Origin of the sequence: Amycolatopsis saalfeldensis, from assembly GCF_900110575.1 — a bacterium.
Lineage (GTDB): Bacteria > Actinomycetota > Actinomycetes > Mycobacteriales > Pseudonocardiaceae > Amycolatopsis > Amycolatopsis saalfeldensis.
Genome location: NZ_FOEF01000004.1, coordinates 505,710 through 525,664, shown reverse-complemented (window position 1 = coordinate 525,664; position 19,955 = coordinate 505,710). Strand labels below are relative to the sequence as shown.

Genomic DNA, 19,955 nt, shown 5'->3' with positions numbered 1-19,955 from the left:
CGCATCGGGGCGGCCGGGAAGGTCGGGCCGGTCTGGTCTGGGAAGGGAGAGGCTTGGCTGGAAAGGGGAAGGGCCAAGCCGGGGAGAGCGCGCTGGGCCGGAGGAACGCTGGGAACCGAAGCGAAGGGCCGAGCAGCCAGACGCAGGCCGAGAAGCCGGACGAAAGGCCGGAAAGCGAGGCGAAGGGCCGAGAAGCCAGACAAAAGGCCGGAAAGTGGGACCAGGGCCCAAAAACAGGGGCGGTCAGCGGTGGGTGGCCATCGCGGCGGTGTAGACGCAGACGGCGGCTGCGGTGGCCAGGTTGAGGCTTTCCGCCTTGCCGTACAAGGGGATCTTCACTGCGGCGTCGGCTGCCGCGAGGATGTGGGCGGGGAGGCCGTGGGCCTCGTTGCCGAAGATCCAGGCTGTGGGGGCGTCGAAGGTGACTGTCTCCAGGGAGGTTTCCGCGTAGCCGTGGGCGGCCAGGGTGCGCAGGCCGGCGGTCTTCAGGGAGTCCAGGGCGAAAGCCACGTCGCGGGTGCGGGAGATCGGCACGTGGAAGGTGCTGCCGGCGGCGGCGCGGACGCTCTTGCCGTTGTGCGGGTCGACCGTGTCGCCCGCCAGGATCACGGCGTCGGCGCCCGCGGCGTCGGCCACGCGGACCACCGTGCCCGCGTTGCCGGGCTCCGCGACGTCCACCAGGACGACCACGAGCCGGGCGCCGGGCAGGACTGTCTCCAGTGGACGGTCGACCAGCGAGCACACCGCCACCAGGCCTTGCGGCGTCACGGTTTCCGAGAGGCCGTCGGCGGCGCGGTCGGTGATCGGCGAGACCCGGACGCCCGCGTCGGCGGCCGCGGCGGGCAGCGCGGGGTGCGCGGCGGCGGCGCGCTCGGTGACGAACAGCTCGTGCACCGTGCCGTAGGCCAGCGCGGCGTCGACCGCGTTGGCGCCCTCGGCCAGGAAACGGCCGGTCTTGTCCCGTTCCGCGCGCCGCGTCAGCTTGCGCGCAGCAACGACCCGGGGGGTCCGTTCGGTGAACGGCTCCGCCCCGGGTCGCTGAGAACTGCCGGTCAGGCCGACTTCGCTTCGCCGGTGTTGACGTTCGCCTTGGCGAGCTCGGCGAGCGCGGTGAAGGCGGTGGCGTCGTTGACCGCGAGGTCCGCGAGGATCTTGCGGTCGACCTCGACACCCGCGGCCTTGAGGCCCTGGATGAACCGGTTGTAGGTCACGCCGTTGGCACGAGCGGCCGCGTTGATGCGGGTGATCCACAGCTGGCGGAAGTCACCCTTGCGCGCACGGCGGTCGCGGTAGGCGTAGTTGAGCGAGTGAAGCGTCTGCTCCTTGGCCTTGCGGTACAGCCGCGAACGCTGGCCGCGGTAGCCGCTGGCCAGTTCGAGAGTTGCGCGACGCTTCTTCTGGGCGTTGACCGCCCGCTTGACGCGTGCCACTGGTCCATCCTGTCGGTTTCAGGGGGCGTCCAGGCCCCGGGGTGATTGGTACGGGTACGGCGGAGAGTCAGATCCCGAGCAGGCGCTTGACCCGGCCGGCCTCGGTCTTCGCGAGCTCCGTGGTGCCCTCGAGCCGGCGGGTGAGGCGGTTGGACTTCTTCTCCATCAGGTGGCGGCGGCCGGCCTTCTGGCGGCGCAGCTTGCCCGTGCCCGTCACGCGGATCCGCTTGGACGTACCCTTGTGCGTCTTCATCTTCGGCATGGTTTGTCCTCTTCCGTGCGGCGGCACACCGGATGCACCGGTGTGCCGCTGACTGTGCTGGTCGGCGCTGGAGGCGGGTTACGCCTCGGGAGCCTCGGGAGCCTCGGCCTTGACGGCCTTCGGCTTCACGTTCTTGTGCGGGGCCAGCACCATGATCATGTTGCGACCGTCCTGCTTGGGCGACGATTCCACGAAGCCCAGCTCGGTCACGTCGTCGGCGAGCTTCTGCAGCAGCCGGAAACCGAGCTCCGGCCGGGACTGCTCACGCCCACGGAACATGATCGTGACCTTGACCTTGTTGCCGGCCGCCAGGAACCGCGACACGTGACCCTTCTTGGTCTCGTAGTCGTGCTGGTCGATCTTCGGCCGCAGCTTCTGTTCCTTGATGACGGTCAGCTGCTGGTTGCGGCGGGACTCGCGGGCCTTCTGCGCGCTCTCGTACTTGAACTTGCCGAAGTCCATGAGCTTGCATACCGGCGGACGTGCCTGCGGAGCGACCTCGACGAGGTCGAGATCGTTCTCCTGGGCCAGCCGCAGCGCATCCTCGATCCGGACGATGCCGACCTGTTCGCCGTTGGGCCCGACGAGTCGGACCTCCGGCACCCGGATACGTTCGTTGATGCGTGTCTCGGAGCTGATGGGGCCTCCTTGGTCCGAGTGACTACTTCTCGTTTTCGACCTGGTGCCCACATGAATCAGGCCCCGCCACCGGTGTTCACCGGTTCACGGGGCCCGCTCTGTCTCCGATCGCGCCCGGTCATACTGACCGAACGCTTCGCCGAAAACGAGGAAAGCCGGAAGGCATTCACCGCTTCGGCGAGACCGGACCCGGACACCTGAGGCGGTGACGCGGGTGGGAGCGGGGCTCCACTTGCCGCCCCCGATCGCTCAGGGGCTGGTCGCTCGTGGAAGGGTACCAGACGTGTCAGATCAACCTTCGCCACCGCCCCCCTATTCCCCGGACGTCCGCGACCTGGAGGACATCCCGAGCGTCGAGGTGATCAGCCGCGCGGCCGTGATGCTGCTGTCCGCGGGCGCCGAGCGCCTCGGCCTCGCCGACGCCGACCCGGCCACCTCGCCCCACCGCGACCTGGACGAAGCCCGCCGGCTGATCACCGCGCTGGCCGGCCTGATCACCGCCTCGGCGGAGTACCTCGGCCTGCACGCCGGCCCGTTGCGCGACGGGCTCCAGTCGCTGCAGAAGGCGTTCCGCGAGGCCTCCGTCGTGCCCGACCCCCCGGGCCAGGGCCCGGGCGAGAAGTACACCGGCCCAGTTTACTGAGCGTCGTTTCCGAAGGCCCGTCCGCACGAAGCGGACGGGCCTTCGGCGTTTCCGGGGGCAGAAGGCCAGGTCACCGCCGAGGTCCTTGCGGCCGTCTCCAACTGACATCTAACATTTCAGTTGTGAATCCCCTCCCGAAAGTCGACCGGCCGCTGCTGCGCGACGAGGCGTACGAGCGGATCCGGCAAGCGATCATCAACGGCACCCTGCCCGCCGGCACCGCGCTCAGGGACGCCTTCCTCGCCCGGGAGCTCGGGCTTTCGCGGGCGCCCGTGCGGCAGGCGTTGCTCCGCCTGGCCGGGGACGGGCTCGTCGACTCGAAGCCGCAGAGTTACACGCGGGTCGCGGAGTTCGTCGACGATGACGTTCGCGACGCGGTGCAGCTGGTGCGCGCGTTGCACGAGTTCGCGGTGCGGCAGGCGCTCCCCCGGCTCGGTCCCGCGCACGTCGCGGAGATGCGGGCGGCCAACGAGCGGTTCGCGGCGGCCATCGGGAGCAGTGACGTCGCGGCCGCGATGGCGGCCGACGACGAGCTGCACGACGTGCCCGTCCGCGTGTGCGGCAACCGCGCCGTGGCCACGACGATCGACCGCCACACACCGCTGCTGCGGCGGCTCGAACACGCCCGGTTCATTTCCCTGCCCGCGCACCGCTCGGTGCAGCGGCACAACGAGCTGATCGACGCCATCGCGGACGGCGACGCCGAACGGGCCGCGGCCGTCACCTCGACCATCTGGTCCGACCTCGAGAACCTCCTGGAGACGCCATGACGCTCGCCGGCTTCCCGCGCTTCCCGTTGCTCATCGGCCCGTCGCCGGTGCACCGGCTCGACCGGCTGACCGAGCACCTCGGCGGCGCGGCCGTGTGGGCCAAGCGGGAGGACCTCAACTCCGGCCTCGCCTACGGCGGCAACAAGACCCGCAAGCTCGAGTACCTCGTGGCGGACGCGCTCGCCCAGGGCGCGGACACGCTCGTCTCGATCGGCGGCATCCAGTCCAACCACACCCGCCAGGTCGCGGCCGCGGCGGCGCGCGCCGGGCTGAAAGCCGTGCTGGTGCAGGAAAGCTGGGTCGACTGGCACGACCCGCTGCACGACAAGGTCGGCAACATCCAGCTCTCGCGGCTCCTCGGCGCGGACGTCCGGCTGGTCGACGCGGGCTTCGGCATCGGCTTCAAGGAGAGCTGGGAACGGGTCGTCGCCGAGATCGAGGCCGGCGGCGGGAAGCCGTACGCGATCCCGGCCGGCGCCTCGGACCACCCGCTCGGCGGGCTCGGCTTCGCGAACTGGGTGCTCGAACTCGAGCAGCAGGAACGGGAGCTGGGCGTTTTCTTCGACACCGTCGTGGTCTGCTCGGTGACGGGCAGCACGCAGGCGGGCATGGTGGCGGGCGTGGCGCTGAGCGGGCGGCCGCGGAAGGTGCTCGGGATCGACGCCTCGGCCAAGCCCGGCGAGACCCGCGACCAGATCACCCGCATCGCGAAGGCGACGGCCGATCTCGTCGGCGCGCCGGGCATCGGCGAAGTGCTGCTGGACGAGCGGTACCACGCCGGCGTCTACGGCGTCCCGGACGAGTCCACTCTGGACGCGATCCGCACCGCCGCGCGGCTGGAGGGCATGATCACCGACCCGGTGTACGAGGGGAAGTCCATGGCCGGGCTGATCGATCTGGTGCGCGGCGGCGAAATTCCGCCCACCTCGAACGTGCTCTACGCCCACCTCGGCGGCCAGCCCGCGATCAACGCGTACACCAGCGTGCTGGGCTGACCAGGGTGCCGGGGCCTCGCGGAAAGGCCCCGGCACCGCCCGGCGTCAGTCGAGGACGGCCAGCACGTCGATCTCCACCAGGAGACCGGCGGGCAGGCCGACGTACACGGTCGTGCGGGCCGGCTGCGGGGCCTCGCCGATCAGCTCGTTGTAGACCTCGTTGAACGGGCCGAAGTGGCTCGTGTCGGTGAGGTAGACGCGCACCATCACGGCGTCGTCGAGGCTCGAGCCGCCCTCCGCGAGGACCGTCTGCAGGTTCTTGAACACCTGCCGGGTCTGCCCCGCGATGTCGTCGCCCACGATGGCGCCGGTCGCCGCGTCGAAGGCGACCATCCCGGCCACCTGGAGGATGTTGCCCTTGCGGACGGCCTGCGAGAACTTCGCCGGCGGCTTCGGCGCGTTCTCGGTGGTGATCGCCGTCTTGCCCATCATGACCCCTTTCCGTTCTCCGTCCATCCACTGTGGACGGAAGCTTCCTTCGCGGCCGCCAGCAGCTCCGGCACGAGCGCCAGCAGGCCTTCGTAGTCGAGCAGCACCTTCGGCACGGACATCGACGCCGCGGCGAGCACCTCTCCCCCGCCGCCGCGGATCGGCGCGGCGACGCAGTGGATGAAGTCCTCGTGCTCGGCGTTGTCCACTGCGTAGCCGCGCTCGGCGACCTTGTCCAGCTCGGCGAGGTACGCCTCGGGTGAGCTGATCGTGTTCGGCGTCAGCACCACGTAGTCGATGCTGCGCGCGAGCGCCTCACGCCGTTCGCGGGGCATCGCCGAGACGAGCACCTTGCCCACCGCCGTGCAGTGCAGCGGCGCGCGCTTGCCGATGCGCGAGTACATCCGGACCGAATGCCGGCCCTCGTACTTGTCGATGTAGACGACCTCGCCGTCCTCGTAGGTCGCCAGGTGCACGGTGTGGCCGGTGCGCTCGTTCAGCGCGGCGAGCGCCTCGGCCGAGCTGCGCCGGACGTCACGGTCCTCCAGCGCCTGGCTCGCCAGGTCGAACAACGCGCTGCCCAGCCGGTAGTACCGGGTGCCCTCGCGGCGGACGAAGTGGTGCGACTCCAGCGTGCGCAGCAGCCGCAGCACGGTGGTCTTGTGCACGCCGACTTCTTCGGCCAGCTGATCCAGTGTCTTCGCGCCCTGCGCCAGCCCGGCCAGCAGCGTCAACGCCCGGTCCAAGCTCTGGCTCATGCCGCCTCCGCGGGAAAGAACACGTCGGCGGGACTCATGCGAGCACCAGCCCTTCCGCGGTCAGCCGCGCGGCGGCCCACTCGTCGTCGTCCGCGCGCAGCAGCCGGTCCAGCACGTCCGGGGCCAGCGGCGTGCCGACGTCGTCGTGGGTCAGCAGGGTGGCGGCGGCCTGGAGGTGGCCGCGGCGCAGGCGGGTCGCCGGATCGGCGCCGCGGAGGGTGGCGGCCAGGAAACCGGCGGCGAAGGCGTCTCCCGCGCCGACCGGCTCGACCACGTCCACGCGCAGCGCGGGCGCGAACAACGGCGGCGCGTCGCCCTCGACCAGCGTCGCGCCGTGTTCGCCGTGCTTGACGACCAGCGTGCGCACCGCGGGCAGCAGCTCGCGCAACCGCGCGGGGTCGCCGGTCCCCCACACCCGCCCGGCCTCGTCGTCGCCGGTCAGCACGAGGTCGGCCTTGGCGGCCAGCTCCGCGAGCACCGAGACGTCGCGATCGGCCCACAGCACCGGGCGGTGGTTGACGTCGAAGGACACCAGCAGGTCGCCGCGCGGCGCGTCGAGCAGGGCGCGCACCAGCGCGAGGCAGCTGTCCGAGAGCGCGGGCGTGATCCCGGACAGGTGCAGCACCCGGACGCCGCCGAGGTCCAGCCGGGACCGCAGGCCCGGCCCCATCCCGGACGCCGCGGAGCCCGCCCGGTAGTAGCGCACCGGGCTGCCCTGCGCCCCGCTTTCCTTGATGTACAAGCCGGTCGGGCGCACCGGGTCGACCACGACGCCGCTGACGTCGACCCCGGCGGCGGCGACCTCGCGGACCAGCGCGCGGCCGAACGGGTCGTCGCCGACCGCGCTGACCCAGCCGCTGCGCACCCCGAGCGCGGGCAGGTGACAGGCCACATTGGACTCCGCGCCGCCGATCGTGCGCAGCCAGCTGCGGACCTCGTCCGGCGGGCCGGGCTCGGCCGGCACGAACAGGGCCATCGACTCGCCGATGCAGAGCACCTCGGGCGCGCTGGTCACTGAATGTCTCCCCGTTCTTCACCCCGTTGACCGTTAGCGACCCGGATGCTACACCTATGTCGCGCATTCTGCGCAACGTTCGTTGCAACATACGCAACCGAGGTCGACCACTCATGGACAATCCCGAGAACGCCGCATTGACCGCCGCCGTCCGAGCCGGCCGCGAAGAACGGATCGACTGGCGGTTCCGGTCGATCGCGCCCGCGCTCGCCGGGCTGACCCTCGACGAGGCCGCGGCCCGTCGCGCGAACCTGTTCGACGACGGCTTCTTCGGCCCCTTCGTCGTGCTCGACGCGGACGCGCTGGAGCACAATCTGGCAACGATGGCCGGCTGGTGCGCCGCCCGCGGGATCGCGCTGGCGCCGCACGGGAAGACCACGATGGCGCCGCAGCTGTTCGCCCGCCAGCTCGCGCACGGCGCGTGGGGCCTGACCGCCGCGAACGCCGGGCACCTGCGGGTCTACCGCGCGTTCGGGGTGCCCCGGATCATGCTGGCCAACCAGCTGGTCGACCCGTCCGCGCTGCGCTGGCTGGCCGGCGAGCTGGCCGCGGACCCGGGCTTCGAGTTCGCCTGCTGGGTCGACTCGGTCCGGAGCGTCGAGCTGATGACCGAGGCGCTGGCCGGCTCGCCGCGACCGGTCGACGTGCTGGTGGAGCTGGGCGCGGACGGCGGCCGCACCGGCGTCCGCGACACGGCGACCGCGCTCGCCATCGCCGAGGCGGCCGCGAACAGCCCGGTCTTGCGGCTGCGCGGCACCGGCGGTTACGAAGGCTCGCTCTCGCACGACACCGACGAAACGGCGCTGGCGAAGATCAGCTCCTATGTGGACGATCTGCGTGATCTGACGATCTCGTTGGCGGGCAAGGGGTTGCTCGCCGAGGGCCAGGTGCTCGTCACCGGCGGCGGCAGCGCGTACTTCGACCGCGTGGCCGACGAGCTGACCAAGCCCTGGCCGGACGGTCTCGACGTGCTGCCGATCCTGCGCAGCGGCGCGTACGTCACCCACGACGACGGCTTCTACCGCGAGATCTCCCCGCTCGGCGAGCACCCGCGCATCACCGGGGTCGAGGGCTTCCGCCCCGCGCTGCACGGGTGGGCGCAGGTGACGTCGAAGCCGTCGGACACGCTCGCCCTGCTCACCGCGGGCAAGCGCGACCTGCCGTTCGACGAGGGGATGCCGGAACCGCAGCTGCTGCGCCGCAATGGCGTCGTCACCGAGCTGACCGGGCACACCGTGCCGAAGATGAACGACCAGCACACGTTCCTGACGCTGCCGCCCGGCTCGCCGGTGAACGTCGGCGACTGGGTGCGGCTGGGCCTCTCGCACCCGTGCACGACGTTCGACAAGTGGCCGCTGGTCCCGGTGGTGGGCGCCGACGGCGAGACCGTCACCGACTTCGTGCGGACGTGGTTCTGATGGACCTGGTGATCCGCGGGGCGCAGGTCGCCGACGGCACCGGGGCCGAACTCGCCCGCCACGACGTCGGGCTGACCGACGGCCGGATCGCCGACGTCGCCGCGCCCGGCTCGTTGACCGGCGGCCGCGTCCTGGACGCCGACGGGCTCATGCTCGCGCCGGGCTTCATCGACATGCACTCGCACTCCGACCTGCAGCTGCTCGCGAAGCCGGACCATCTCGCCAAGGTCTCCCAAGGCGTCACCACCGAGGTGCTCGGCCAGGACGGGCTCTCCTACGCGCCGGTCGACGACACCGTGCTCGAAGCCCTGCGCCAGCAGCTCGCCGGCTGGAACGACGACCCGGCGGGCTTCGACTGGAACTGGCGCTCGGTCGGCGAGTACCTGGACCGGCTCGACGCGGGCGTCGCGGTGAACGCCGCCTACCTCGTGCCGCAGGGCACCGTGCGAATGCTCGCGCTGGGCTGGGAGGACCGGCCTGCCACAGACGCGGAACTGACGCGGATGAAGGAACTCGTGGCGACCGGACTGCGCGAAGGCGCGTTCGGGATGTCGTCCGGCCTCACCTACACGCCCGGGATGTACGCCGACACGGCCGAGCTGGTCGAGCTGTGCCGCGTGGTCGGCGAGCACGGCGGCTACTACAGCCCGCACCACCGCAGCTACGGCAAGGGCGCGCTGGAGGCGTTCGCGGAGATGGTCGACGTCTCGCGCCGCTCGGGCTGCCCGCTGCACCTCGCGCACGCCACGATGAACTTCTCCGTCAACAAGGGCAAGGCGCCGGATCTGCTGCGACTGCTGGACGACGCGCTCGACGACGGCTGCGACATCACCCTCGACACCTACCCGTACCTGCCCGGCGCCACCTACCTCTCCGCCCTGCTGCCGAGCTGGGCCACCGAGGGCGGGCTGGACGCGACGCTGGCCCGGCTGTCCGATGTGGACATCCGCGAGCGGATCCGCGCCGAGATCGAGGAGTCCGGTTCGGACGGTGCGCACGGCGTGCCGATCGACTGGGACGCCATCGAGATCAACGGCGTCCGCAACGCGGGCAACACCGCGCTGGTGGGCCACAGCGTCGCCGCGTCCGCGCGGGCCGCCGGGCGCCCGCCCGCGGAGCTGTACTTCGACACCCTGCTCGACGAGCGCCTCGGCACCTCCTGCCTGATGCACGTGGGGCACGAGGAGAACGTGCAGGCGATCATGCGGCACCGCACGCACACCGGCGGCTCCGACGGGCTGCTGGTCGGCGACCGGCCGCACCCGCGCTCCTGGGGCACGTTCCCCCGCTACCTGGCCCGCTACGTCCGTGACCTGGGCGTGCTCGGGCTGGCCGACTGCGTCGCGCACCTCACCGGGCGCGCGGCACGGCGGCTGCGGCTCGCCGACCGGGGGCTCGTCCGCCCCGGGTACGCGGCCGACCTGGTGCTCTTCGACCCCGCCACGGTCGCCGACACCGCCACGTTCGACGCCCCGAGGCAGCCCGCCGAAGGGATCCCCCACGTCTTCGTGAACGGCGTCGCCGCGATCGAGGACGGCCACCCCACCGGCGCTCTGGCCGGCCGTTCTCTTCGTCACCCCGGGAGGGGCCGATGATCCACTGGCTGCAAACCACCACGGGCGGGCTGCTCACGCTCGCCGCCGTCTCGATCGCCGTGCTGCTCGTCCTGATCATCAAGGTGAAGGTCGAGCCGTTCATCGCGCTGATCGTGGTGGGCCTGCTCACCGCGCTGGCCGCCGGGCTGCCCGTGGGCACCCTGGTCGGCACGGCCCAGAAGACCTCGGACTCCTTGCTGGAGAAGGGGTTCGGCAGCATCCTCGGGCACATCACGGCGATCATCGGCCTGGGCACGCTGCTCGGCTCGATCCTGGAGAAATCCGGCGGCGCCAAGGTGCTCACCGCCGCGTTGCTGCGCTCGTTCGGGGAGAAGCGCGCCCCGCTGGCGATGGGCCTGTCCGGCCTGATCTTCGGCATCCCGGTGTTCTTCGACATCGGCATCTTCGTGCTGGCGCCATTGGTCTACGCCGCGGCGAAGCAGGGCGGCCGCTCGATCGTGCTGTACGCCATGCCGCTGCTGGCCGGACTGTCGATCACGCACGCGTTCATCCCGCCGCACCCCGGCCCGGTCGCGGCCGCCGGGCTCCTGCACGTGGACCTCGGCTGGCTGATCCTGATGGGCACGATCTGCGGCATCCCGGCCTGGTTCATCGGCGGCATCCTGTACTCGACCTGGATCGGCAAGCGGGTGAACGTGCCGCTGGCCGAGGAATTCGCCAAGCTCGCCGGTGACGCCGAAGAGGAAAGTGAGAACCCCCCGTCGCTGGGCTTGGTCGGCGGCATCATCGCGATCCCGCTGGTGCTGATCCTCGCGGGCACGTTCGGGAGCATCCTGCTGCCCAAGAACTCCAGTGCCGCGGGGGTGGCGGCCTTCCTGGGCACCCCGGCGATCGCGCTGACGATCGCCACCCTGCTGGCGTCCTGGCTGCTGGGCCGTCGCCGCGGGATGACGGGCGCGCAGCTGGGCGAGCTTTCGGCCGCGGCGCTGCGGCCGGTCGCGATGATCCTGCTGGTGGTCGGCGCGGGCTCGTTCTTCGGGGCCGTGCTGTCCGCGACCGGCATCGGCCAGGCCGTGGCCGGCTCGCTGGGCGACGCCGGGCTGCCGGTGATCCTGGCGGCGTACGTGATCAGCTGCGGCATGCGCATCGCGCAGGGCTCGGCGACCGTCGCGATCGTCACCACCAGCGGCATCGTCGCGCCGACGGTGATGCAGCTGCACTACTCGCAGGCGCAGCTGGCGCTGGTCGTCGTCGCGATCTCGGCCGGCTCGATCATCGCCTCGCACGTGAACGACGGCGGGTTCTGGATCGTGTCCCGCTACTTCGGGCTGACCGTGCCGAACACGCTGAAAACCTGGACTGCGCTGGAAACAGTCCTTTCCGTCAGCGGTTTCGCCGTGGCAGCATTGGCCATGCTGGTGGTCTGAACCACCTCTGGTCCCCTTCACCGTTGGGAGATACCACGATGTCAGGACTTTCCCGCCGCACCTTCCTCGGCGCGGCCGGCGCCGCGGGCCTGGGCACCGTTCTCGGCACCCAGCTCGCGAACGCCGCGCCGCTGGTGTGCCGCCCTTCGGCCGGCACCACCGCGTATGTCGGCAGCTACACCAGCACGCCGCCTGCGGGCCACGGCCTCGACGTGGTCACCCGCGCGGGCTCCGAGCCCGCGCTCACGCCGGTCCGCACCGTCGCCGGCGTGCCGGACGCGTCGTGGTTCGACCGCAGCCGCGACGGCCGGATCCTTTACGCCACCGACGAAGGCGACCCGGACGGGGCGGTCTCGGCGCTGGACATCAGCAATGTGACCGACCCCAAGCTGCTGGGCAGCACGCCGTCGAAGGGCAGCGCGCCGACCCATCTTTCCGTGCACTCCAGCCAGAAGTACGTGCTGGCCGCCAACTACGGCTCGGGCAGCGTGGTCGTGCTGCCGATCGAGGACGGCGGCAAGCTGGGCGCGGCGACGGACCTGCAGCAGCACGTCGGCCCCGAGCGCGACCCGCACGCGCACCAGGTGGTCAACGACCCCACCGGCCGGTGGGTGCTCTCGGTCGACCTCGGCGCGGACTCGGTGTACGTCTACACCCTGGACGTCGCCACCGGGAAACTCGCGCTGCACCAGCAGGTCACGCTCCCCTCCGGCGCCGGGCCGCGCCATCTCGCGTTTCACCCGAACGGCCGGTTCGCCTACCTCGCGCAGGAGCTGCGGCCGGAGATCACGGTGCTGAGCTGGGACGCGGCGGCGGGCAAGCTGACGCCGATCGCGGTCGTCCCGGCCGTGCCCGCGGGCAGCACCGGCGACCTGTTCCCCGGGGAGATGGCGGTGTCGAAGGACGGGAAGTTCGCCTACGCCACCGTGCGCGGCCCGAACACGATCGCCACGTTCACCGTTTCCGCCGACGGCTCGGCGATCACGCTGGCGTCCAGTGTGGACACCGGCGGCAACTGGCCGCGCCACCTCGCGCTCGCCCCGGACGAAGCCTGGTTCTACGTCTCGAACCAACGCTCCGGCACCGTCACCTGGCTGCCGCGCGACCCTTCGACCGGACTCCCCGGCGCCGTCGCGGGCTCGCTCGCCGTCCCCTCGGTCAACTCGGTCTTCTTCGCCTGAATCCCTGGAGCCCATCCATGAGACTGCGCCGCACGTTCACCGCCGTCGCCGCGCTGGCCCTGCTGGCCGGCTGCGCGCCCACCCAGTCCGCCCCCGCCGCGTCGGGCGGCGACGACCAGACCGGCACGCTGCGGGTCTGGCTGTTCGACGAAGCCAGCCGAGCGCCCAAGGAAGCCGCGGTGAAGGACGCCATCGCCGAGTTCAAGGCCGCGCACGCCGGCGTGGACGTGGATGTGCAGTGGGTGCCGGTCGAGGGCCGCGCCGACAAGTTCTCCGGCGCCTTCAACGACCCGTCGAACGCCCCCGACGTCGCCGAGTTCGGCAACACCGACGTGGCGAGTTACGCCCAGACCGGCGCGCTGTCCGACCTTACCGGAAACATCTCGTCGTGGAGCGAGGGCAAGGACCTGCTGCCGACCGTGCTCGACACCGCCAAGGCGAACGGCAAGACCTACGGCCTGCCCTGGTACACCGGCATCCGCGCGCTCTACTACCGCACCGACGTGTTCACCGAGCTGGGCCTCAAGCCGCCGGCCACGCTCGCCGAGCTGACCGAGGACGCGCGCAAGATCCGCGCGGCCAAGCCCGATCTGTACGGCATCTCCGTCGGCGGCAAGTACACCTACGCGATGCTGCCCTACATCTGGGCCAACGGCGGTGAGATCGCCAAGCAGGACAACGGGAAGTGGACGTCCACTGTGGAGTCCGAACCGGCGAAGGCGGGCATCACGCAGTACGCCGGGCTGCTGAAGGACGACATCTGCCCGCCGTCGGCGTGCGCGAACCTCACCGGCACGCAGAGCGTGACGGCGTTCGCCGGCGGCAAGGCCGGCATGACCATCGGTGGCGACTTCAACCGCAAGGCCGTGGAACAAGGCGCGGTGAAGGGCAAGTACGCCGTGGTCCCGCTGCCCGGCACCACCCCGGGCTCGGTCGCGCCCGCGTTCGCCGGCGGCAACCTGCTGGGCGTGTTCGGCGCGAGCAAGCGCCACGGGCTCGCGGTGCAGTTCGCCGAGCTGCTGGCCGGCGCCAAGTACCAGGAGAAGATGTACAACGCCATGGGCAATCTGCCCACGCTGGGCAGCGTGCAGGAGAAGCTGGCCGCGAGCGACCCGACGCTGAAGCCGTTCGTGGACAGCCTCAAGGCGGGCACGAAGTTCGTGCCGAGCACCCCGGCGTGGTCGAAGATCGACAGCCAGAACGTGCTGCCCACGGCCGTGCAGCAGATCGCGACCGGCGGCAAGGACCCGGCGGGCGCGCTCGCTGACGCCGCGGCCGCGATGAACAAGAACTTCGGCTAGCCGCCGTGGTCACGCAGCAACTGCCCGTCGCCGTCCCGGCCCCGCCCGCGCCTCGCCGGCCGAGACGGCGCCGGGACGGCCGGGCGGCCGTGCTCTACCTGCTGCCGGCGGGGATCCTGCTCGCCGCGCTGCTGGTGTACCCGATCTACCAGCTGGTGCTGATCTCGTTCTACGACTACGGGCAGCCCCAGGCCGCGGGCGCGGCGCCGCTGGTGTTCCTCGGCTTCGACAACTACGCGGCGCTGCTGTCCGACGTGCAGTTCTGGACCGTGCTCGGCAAGACGGTCGGGTTCGCCGCCGCGTGTGTCCTCGGCAGCCTGGTGGTCGGGACGGCGCTGGCGGTGCTCGCCAGCCGGGTGCGCGCGGTGCCGCGGACGTTGCTGTTCCTGGCCTCGCTCGGCGCGTGGTCGACGCCCGCGATCGCCGGCTCGTACGTGTGGCTGTTCCTCTTCGACACCGACTTCGGCCTGGTCAACGAAGTGCTCTCGGGTGTCGGCTTCACGGGCATGGCGCACCATTCCTGGACGTTCGGCACCTTCGGCGCGTTCGGGCTGGTGGCCGCCGAGGTGATCTGGTGTTCGTTCCCGTTCGTGCTGGTGACGATGTACGCCGGGATCAAGGCGATCCCGGAGGAGGTGCTGGAGGCCGCGTCGCTCGACGGCGCTTCGCTGTGGCGTTCCACCTGGACGGTCGTGCTGCCGATGGTGCGGCCGCTGCTGATGATCGCGACCATCCAGTCGATCATCTGGGACTTCAAGGTGTTCACCCAGATCTACGTGATGACCAACGGCGGCGGCGTCGCGGGGCGCAACCTCGTGCTGAACGTCTACGCCTACCAGCAGGCCTTCGCCGGGCAGGAGTACGGCCTCGGCTCGGCGATCGGAGTCGTGATGACCGTGCTGCTGCTGTCCATCACCGGGCTGTACGTCCGGTCTCAGCGCCGGAGCGAAGCATGGCTGTGATGACCGCGCGGCGCGTCCGCCGCCCCGGCCGGCTGGTGGCCGAGATCATCACGGTGGTCGTGGCCGGTCTGGTGGCGTTCCCGCTGTACTGGATGGTGCTCTCGGCGTTCAAGCCGGCCGGGGAGATCCAGACGGCGAACCCGAAGCCGTGGACCCTGGCGCCTTCGCTGGACAGCTTCGAGCGGGTGCTGACGGTGTCCGGCTTCGGCCGGTTCTTCCTCAACAGCCTGGTGGTCGCGCTGGCCGTGGTGGTGCTTTCGCTGCTGTTCTCGTTCCTGTCCGCGGTGGCGCTCACGCGATTCCGGTTCCGCGGCCGGACGGTGCTGCTGGTGATGATCCTGGTGGCGCAGATGGTGCCGGTGGAGGCGCTGACCATCCCGCTGTTCTTCCTGATGCGCTCGATCGGCGCGGTGGCGCCGGAATTCGGGCTCAACGAGCTGGGCTCGCTGGTGCTGGTGCACCTGGCGTTCAGCCTGCCGTTCGCGATCTGGATGCTGCGCGGCTTCGTCGCGGCGGTGCCGGTGGAACTGGAGGAAGCGGCGAAACTGGACGGCGCGTCGCGGATGCGCTTCACCTGGCAGATCCTGTTCCCGCTGGTGGCGCCCGGGCTGGTCGCGGTGAGCGTGCTCGCGTTCATCCACGCGTGGAACGACTTCCTGTTCGCCAAGACGTTCATCATCTCCAAGACCGAGAACCAGACGCTGCCGCAGGCGATCCTGGTGTTCTTCAAGCCCGAGGACACCGACTGGGGCGCGATGATGGCCTCGTCCACCCTGATGACCATTCCCGTCCTGGTGTTCTTCGTGCTGGTGCAACGCCGGCTCGTCTCCGGGATGTCCGGCGCGGTGAAAGGCTGATCATGCCCGGATTCGACACGCTGCTCCCCCGCCCGGTCTCGGTCTCCGCCACGCCGGGCCGCTGCCCGTGGCCGGCGCCGGTCTCGGTTTCCGCCGCGCCTGAGCTGCCCGCGGAGGGCTACCGGCTGGAGATCACGCCCGACGGCGTCACCCTGTCCGCCGCCGATGCCGCGGGCGAGGTGTACGGGCGCCAGACGCTGCGGCAGCTGGCCGGGCCGGACGCGTTCCGCGCCGCTTCCATCCACAGTGGACTGACGTTGCCCTGCGGGGTGGTGGGGGACCACCCCCGGCACGGCTGGCGCGGCTGCCTGCTCGACGTCGCCCGGCACTTCCGGACCAAGGCCGAGGTGCTGCGGTTCGTCGACCTGCTGGCCGCGCACAAGCTGAACGTGCTGAACCTGCACCTCACCGACGACCAGGGCTGGCGGATCGAGGTGCCGGCCTACCCGCGGCTGACGTCGGTCGGCGGCTGGCGGCGTTCGTCGATGGTCGGACGGCACGACGGCCCGGAACGCGACGGACGTCCGCACGGCGGCTTCTACACCACCGAGGACCTGCGCGAGATCGTCGCGTACGCCGCTTCCCGCGCCGTGACGGTAGTGCCGGAGATCGACGTGCCCGGCCACGCCCGCGCCGCCATCGCCGCGTACCCGAAGCTGGGACCGGACCCGGACGCCGACTGGGAGGTGTGGACCTCCTGGGGTATCAGCACTTCGCTGCTCGACCCGTCGGAGTCCACAGTGGATTTCTTCCGCACGGTGTTCGACCACGTGCTGGACGTTTTCCCGTCACCGGTGATCGCGCTGGGCGGGGACGAGGTGCCGGGCGCGACCGGGGAGCACGGCCGGTTCGTCCGCGAGATCGCCGCGCACCTGGTGTCGCGCGGAAGGCAGCCGATGGGCTGGGACGAGGTGCTGGAGATCGAGGGCCTGCCGTCGATGCTGATCGGCGCGTGGCAGTCCGACACCGCCGGGGAACGGGCCGCGGCGCTCGGCCACGACGTGGTGCTCTGCTCGGAGGAGCACCTTTACCTCGACCACCGCCAGTCGGATCACCCGGACGAACCGATCCCCGTCGGCTACCTGCACACGCTGGAGGACGTGTACGGCTACGAGCCGGCGTTGACCAGCCCCCGGCTGCGCGGCGTGCAGGCCCAGGTCTGGACCGAGCACCTCGACTCGGCGCGGCGGGTGGACTACGCGGCTTTCCCGCGCCTGTCCGCCTTCGCGGAAGTCGCGTGGAGCCCGGCGGACCGCGACTTCACCGAGTTCCTGCCCCGCCTGCGCGACCACCACCTGCCCCGCCTGGACGCCCTCGGCGTCGAGTACCGGCCCCTCGACGGCCCCCACCCGTGGCAGACCCGCCCCGACGCGCCGGGCCGGCCCCGCTGACTCGTGAGTGTTCCGGCCGGTTCTCACCGGCTGTGCCGCTGAGGGTGATTGATTACACGGCCGGGGCTTCGGTCTGTGTCTTCTGGCGCAGTCTCTCCCCTGCCATTCCTTGAGTTCGGCGTTGAAGAGGTTGGCGTCGATCCGGTGGGAACGCTCGACCTTGCCGTTCAGCCGTGGTGTGCGGGGCTTGATGTAGCGGTGCTCGATGCCCTTGTCGAGCACGTGCCCGTGGAGCGCTGAATGGCCGTGTACTGGTAGAACTTCCCGCGCCCGCCGCCGGTCGTGATCGGCACACCGGTGGCTGCTGCCGTGGGCAGCGGCTCGACGAATTTCGCATCGACCTGTACCTGGTGGCCCGGTCGTTGCTTCTCATAGCGTTTCCAGCGGCAGTCATGCCGCTTGTAGCGTTGCGAGGACGGCAACCGGCCCATGTCGAGGCGGTGCAGGATCCGCCACACTCCTGTGCCGCTGAGGGTGAGAACCGTCCGGAACACTCACGAGCTGGTGGACTTCAGCCGGTACCAGACCTCGGGGCGGCCCACCTGGCCGTACCGCGGCTCGCGCTGGGCGAGGCCGTTGTCGGCGAGGTATTCGAGGTAGCGGCGGGCCGTGACGCGGGACGCGCCGATCGCGCTCGCGGCCGCGCCGGCCGACAGCCCCTCGCCGGCCCCGGCCAGCGCGTCGGTGATCGCCTCCAGAGTCTGGGCGCTCATGCCCTTCGGCAGCGGCGGGTGCTCGGTGGTGCGCAGCGACGCGAGCGCCCGGTCGATCTCGGCCTGCCCGCCGGCCTCGCCGGAGGCCTGCCGGAATTCCGCGTACCGCTCCAGTTTTTCCCGCAGGGAAGCGAAAGTGAACGGCTTGAGCAGGTACTGCACCACCCCGACGGACACCGCCGCCTTCACCAGCGCCAGGTCCCGCGCCGAGGTCACCGCGATGACGTCGATGGGCAGCCCGGCCGCGCGCAGGGAGCGGCAGACCGCGAGCCCGTGGGTGTCGGGCAGGTAGAAGTCGAGCAGCACGAGGTCGACCGGCTCGCGCTCGCAGAACCGCAGCGCGTCGCCGCCGGAGTGCACGACGCCGGCGACGGCGAACCCCGGCAGCCGCTCCACGTAGACCCGGTGCGCCTCGGCGGCCACCGGCTCGTCCTCCACCACCAGCACGCGGATCACCGTGGCGCCTCCTGTTTCGGCAGCCGGACGGTGAACACCGCGCCGCCGTCCCGGCCGACGTCGACACTGCCGCCGTACCGCCGCACGGCCTGGCCGACCAGCGCCAGCCCGAGCCCGTGGCCCTCGGCCGCCTTGGTGGACCAGCCCCGGCGGAACATGTCCCCCACAGCCTCCTCCGGCACCCCCGGGCCGTTGTCGGCGACACGCAGGAACAACCCGCCGTCTTCGGAGCGCGCGGTGACGACCACGGCGGGCCGCCCGCCCGCGCCCCGCACGGCCGCGTCGATGCCGTTGTCGACCAGGTTTCCCAGGATGGTCACCAGGTCCCGGCCGGTGATCGCGAGGTCCTCCTCGATCACCGTGTCCGGCGTGATGGTGAACTCGACCCCGCGTTCGCTCGCCTCGGCCGCCTTTCCCAGCAGCAGCGCGGCAAGCACGGGCTCGGCGATCGAGCCCATCACCCGGTCGGTCAGCTCCTGGGCCAGCGCCAGCTCCGCCGTCGCGAACTCGACCGCGTCCTCCGGCCGCCCGATCTCCACCAGCGAGACGACGGTGTGCAGCCGGTTCGCCGCCTCGTGCGCCTGCGACCGCAGCGCCTCCGCGAGGCTGCGCGCGGTGGTCAACTCGCCGGTCAGGGTCTGCAGCTCGGTGTGGTCGCGCAGCAGCACCACGGTGCCCTGCGCGCGCCCGCCCGAGCGCACCGTCGTCGTGCTGACCACGAGCACCCGGGAGTCGGTGACGTGCAGCTGTTCGGCCTGCGTCGGCTCGGTCCGGGCCGGCTCGGACGGCCCGGTTTCGGTGGCGGTGAACGCGGCCGCCAGTTCCGGCGGCAGGCCCAGCTCGTCCAGCGGGAGGCCGACCGGGTCGGCGTGGAAGCCGAGCAGCGTGCGGGCGCCGTCGTTGCAGAGCCCGACGCGCCCTTCGTGGTCCACGAGCAGCACGCCCTCGCGGACCGAGTGCAGCACGGCTTCGTGGTATTCGAACAGGTTGCTCAGCTCGCCGGGCGCGATGCCGCGGGTCTGGCGCCGCAGCCGCGCGCTCACCAGCCAGCCGCCGCACGCGCCGACCAGCAGCACCGCGGCCGCGACCCCGACCAGCGGCCACAAGCGATCCCGCAGCTCCGCGGAGATCGCCGCGATCGTGATGCCCACGGCCACCAGCGCGACCACCCGGTGCCGGGCGTCGAACACCGGCACCACCGCGCGGACCGACGGGCCGAGCGAGCCGGTGTAGGTCTCGGTGACCACGCCGCCCTGCTGCGCCGCCTCGATGTGGCCCAGGAACGGCTGCCCGATCAACGCCGGATTCGGGTGGGTGTAACGGATGCCCGCCGGGGACATGATCGTCACGAAGTCCACGGCGGTATCGGCCAGCACGCGCGCCGCGAACGGCTGGAGCGTCGCGCTCGGGTCCGGTGTGGACACCGCGCGGGCGACGTCGGGGGCGTCGGCGATCGCGCGCGCCACCGAAAGCGACTGCTGGCTCGCGCGGTCGTTCGTCGTGCGGCGCGAGTCGAAGTAGGCGATCGTGATCCCGCCGGCGACGAGCACGAGGATCACGGCCAGCTGCAGGACCAGCAGCTGACGGGCGAGGCTCCACCGGCTCGACCGGGTCCGTGACGTCGTGGGCACGAGCCCATACCAGCACACCCGGCCTCCCCCGGCGGTACCCGGTGTCCGAACCGGACCGAAGCGATCACGCGAACTCAATGAACAGAAGGGTGACGCTGGTCATAGGCAGCCCGCATAGTGA

21 protein-coding genes and 1 pseudogene are annotated in these 19,955 nt (G+C 71.3%); 11 read left to right on the top strand and 11 right to left on the bottom strand.

The annotated features are described in order from the left end of the window. Positions 1-243: 243 nt before the first annotated feature. The 4 genes from BMY97_RS13230 to infC form a co-directional block, all read right to left on the bottom strand. A complete protein-coding gene (locus BMY97_RS13230; protein WP_177231323.1) occupies positions 244-1,056 on the bottom strand; it encodes a TrmH family RNA methyltransferase in 813 nt (270 codons plus the stop codon). Then, positions 1,053-1,430, bottom strand: coding sequence for a 50S ribosomal protein L20 (gene rplT, locus BMY97_RS13225; protein ID WP_091617049.1), 378 nt, complete (start codon positions 1,428-1,430; stop codon positions 1,053-1,055). Before rplT ends, BMY97_RS13230 begins: the two co-directional genes overlap by 4 nt. Before the next feature lie 67 nt (positions 1,431-1,497). Continuing rightward, positions 1,498-1,692 (bottom strand): 50S ribosomal protein L35, encoded by a 195-nt coding sequence (gene rpmI, locus BMY97_RS13220; RefSeq protein WP_091617048.1) that lies wholly within the window; start codon positions 1,690-1,692, stop codon positions 1,498-1,500. 78 nt (positions 1,693-1,770) lie between these two features. Continuing rightward, the gene (infC, locus tag BMY97_RS13215) at positions 1,771-2,382 is read right to left on the bottom strand and encodes a translation initiation factor IF-3 (RefSeq protein WP_091617047.1); all 612 of its coding nucleotides are present in this window, start codon (positions 2,380-2,382) and stop codon (positions 1,771-1,773) included. 232 nt (positions 2,383-2,614) lie between these two features. Here infC and BMY97_RS13210 point away from each other — a divergent pair, with 232 nt between their 5' ends. The 3 genes from BMY97_RS13210 (at position 2,615) to BMY97_RS13200 (ending at position 4,739) form a co-directional block, all read left to right on the top strand. Further along, positions 2,615-2,974, top strand: coding sequence for a DUF1844 domain-containing protein (locus BMY97_RS13210; RefSeq protein ID WP_091617046.1), 360 nt, complete (start codon positions 2,615-2,617; stop codon positions 2,972-2,974). 122 nt (positions 2,975-3,096) lie between these two features. Further along, positions 3,097-3,744, top strand: coding sequence for a GntR family transcriptional regulator (locus tag BMY97_RS13205; protein ID WP_245787294.1), 648 nt, complete (start codon positions 3,097-3,099; stop codon positions 3,742-3,744). After that, positions 3,741-4,739: a 1-aminocyclopropane-1-carboxylate deaminase gene (locus BMY97_RS13200; protein WP_091617045.1), complete on the top strand. Its 999-nt coding sequence runs from the start codon at positions 3,741-3,743 to the stop codon at positions 4,737-4,739. Before BMY97_RS13205 ends, BMY97_RS13200 begins: the two co-directional genes overlap by 4 nt. 45 nt (positions 4,740-4,784) lie before the next feature. Here the strand turns inward: BMY97_RS13200 and BMY97_RS13195 are convergent, their stop codons facing one another. The 3 genes from BMY97_RS13195 to BMY97_RS13185 are packed head-to-tail and all read right to left on the bottom strand — an operon-like array spanning position 4,785 to position 6,902. Continuing rightward, positions 4,785-5,168, bottom strand: coding sequence for a RidA family protein (locus BMY97_RS13195; RefSeq protein ID WP_091617044.1), 384 nt, complete (start codon positions 5,166-5,168; stop codon positions 4,785-4,787). Then, complete coding sequence (locus BMY97_RS13190) at positions 5,168-5,926, bottom strand: IclR family transcriptional regulator (protein WP_091617043.1); 759 nt, start codon at positions 5,924-5,926, stop codon at positions 5,168-5,170. Before BMY97_RS13190 ends, BMY97_RS13195 begins: the two co-directional genes overlap by 1 nt. Positions 5,927-5,960: 34 nt before the next feature. Beyond that, on the bottom strand, positions 5,961-6,902 hold the full coding sequence (locus tag BMY97_RS13185) for a sugar kinase (protein ID WP_245787303.1): 942 nt from the start codon (positions 6,900-6,902) through the stop codon (positions 5,961-5,963). A gap of 152 nt (positions 6,903-7,054) precedes the next feature. Here BMY97_RS13185 and BMY97_RS13180 point away from each other — a divergent pair, with 152 nt between their 5' ends. The 8 genes from BMY97_RS13180 to BMY97_RS13145 are packed head-to-tail and all read left to right on the top strand — an operon-like array spanning position 7,055 to position 17,034. Further along, the gene (locus tag BMY97_RS13180; protein ID WP_091617041.1) at positions 7,055-8,359 is read left to right on the top strand and encodes an amino acid deaminase; all 1,305 of its coding nucleotides are present in this window, start codon (positions 7,055-7,057) and stop codon (positions 8,357-8,359) included. Continuing rightward, positions 8,359-9,954, top strand: coding sequence for an N-acyl-D-amino-acid deacylase family protein (locus BMY97_RS13175; RefSeq protein ID WP_091617040.1), 1,596 nt, complete (start codon positions 8,359-8,361; stop codon positions 9,952-9,954). Before BMY97_RS13180 ends, BMY97_RS13175 begins: the two co-directional genes overlap by 1 nt. Next, the gene (locus BMY97_RS13170) at positions 9,951-11,342 is read left to right on the top strand and encodes a GntP family permease (RefSeq protein ID WP_091617039.1); all 1,392 of its coding nucleotides are present in this window, start codon (positions 9,951-9,953) and stop codon (positions 11,340-11,342) included. The genes BMY97_RS13175 and BMY97_RS13170 overlap by 4 nt, the downstream gene beginning before the upstream one ends. 38 nt (positions 11,343-11,380) lie before the next feature. Continuing rightward, a complete protein-coding gene (locus BMY97_RS13165; protein ID WP_091617038.1) occupies positions 11,381-12,523 on the top strand; it encodes a lactonase family protein in 1,143 nt (380 codons plus the stop codon). A gap of 17 nt (positions 12,524-12,540) precedes the next feature. Beyond that, positions 12,541-13,824 carry an extracellular solute-binding protein gene (locus BMY97_RS13160; RefSeq protein ID WP_091617037.1) on the top strand — a complete coding sequence of 428 codons (1,284 nt, stop codon included), beginning with the start codon at positions 12,541-12,543 and terminating at the stop codon, positions 13,822-13,824. A gap of 5 nt (positions 13,825-13,829) precedes the next feature. Further along, on the top strand, positions 13,830-14,786 hold the full coding sequence (locus tag BMY97_RS13155; RefSeq protein WP_091617036.1) for a carbohydrate ABC transporter permease: 957 nt from the start codon (positions 13,830-13,832) through the stop codon (positions 14,784-14,786). After that, positions 14,777-15,643: a carbohydrate ABC transporter permease gene (locus BMY97_RS13150; protein WP_091617035.1), complete on the top strand. Its 867-nt coding sequence runs from the start codon at positions 14,777-14,779 to the stop codon at positions 15,641-15,643. Before BMY97_RS13155 ends, BMY97_RS13150 begins: the two co-directional genes overlap by 10 nt. A 2-nt stretch (positions 15,644-15,645) precedes the next feature. Continuing rightward, on the top strand, positions 15,646-17,034 hold the full coding sequence (locus BMY97_RS13145; protein ID WP_091617034.1) for a beta-N-acetylhexosaminidase: 1,389 nt from the start codon (positions 15,646-15,648) through the stop codon (positions 17,032-17,034). 111 nt (positions 17,035-17,145) lie between these two features. On the opposite strand, the pseudogene BMY97_RS45935 reads toward BMY97_RS13145, so the two are convergent. The 4 genes and pseudogenes from BMY97_RS45935 to BMY97_RS13130 all read right to left on the bottom strand — a co-directional run. Further along, positions 17,146-17,244 (bottom strand): annotated as a pseudogene (locus BMY97_RS45935) (IS481 family transposase); the annotation flags it as partial. Next, complete coding sequence (locus BMY97_RS49575; protein ID WP_425425264.1) at positions 17,202-17,528, bottom strand: hypothetical protein; 327 nt, start codon at positions 17,526-17,528, stop codon at positions 17,202-17,204. The gene BMY97_RS49575 and the pseudogene BMY97_RS45935, both read right to left, overlap by 43 nt. Continuing rightward, positions 17,529-18,203 (bottom strand): response regulator, encoded by a 675-nt coding sequence (locus BMY97_RS13135; RefSeq protein WP_091617033.1) that lies wholly within the window; start codon positions 18,201-18,203, stop codon positions 17,529-17,531. Next, the gene (locus BMY97_RS13130; protein ID WP_091617032.1) at positions 18,200-19,834 is read right to left on the bottom strand and encodes a sensor histidine kinase; all 1,635 of its coding nucleotides are present in this window, start codon (positions 19,832-19,834) and stop codon (positions 18,200-18,202) included. The genes BMY97_RS13135 and BMY97_RS13130 overlap by 4 nt, the downstream gene beginning before the upstream one ends. Positions 19,835-19,955: the final 121 nt, after the last annotated feature.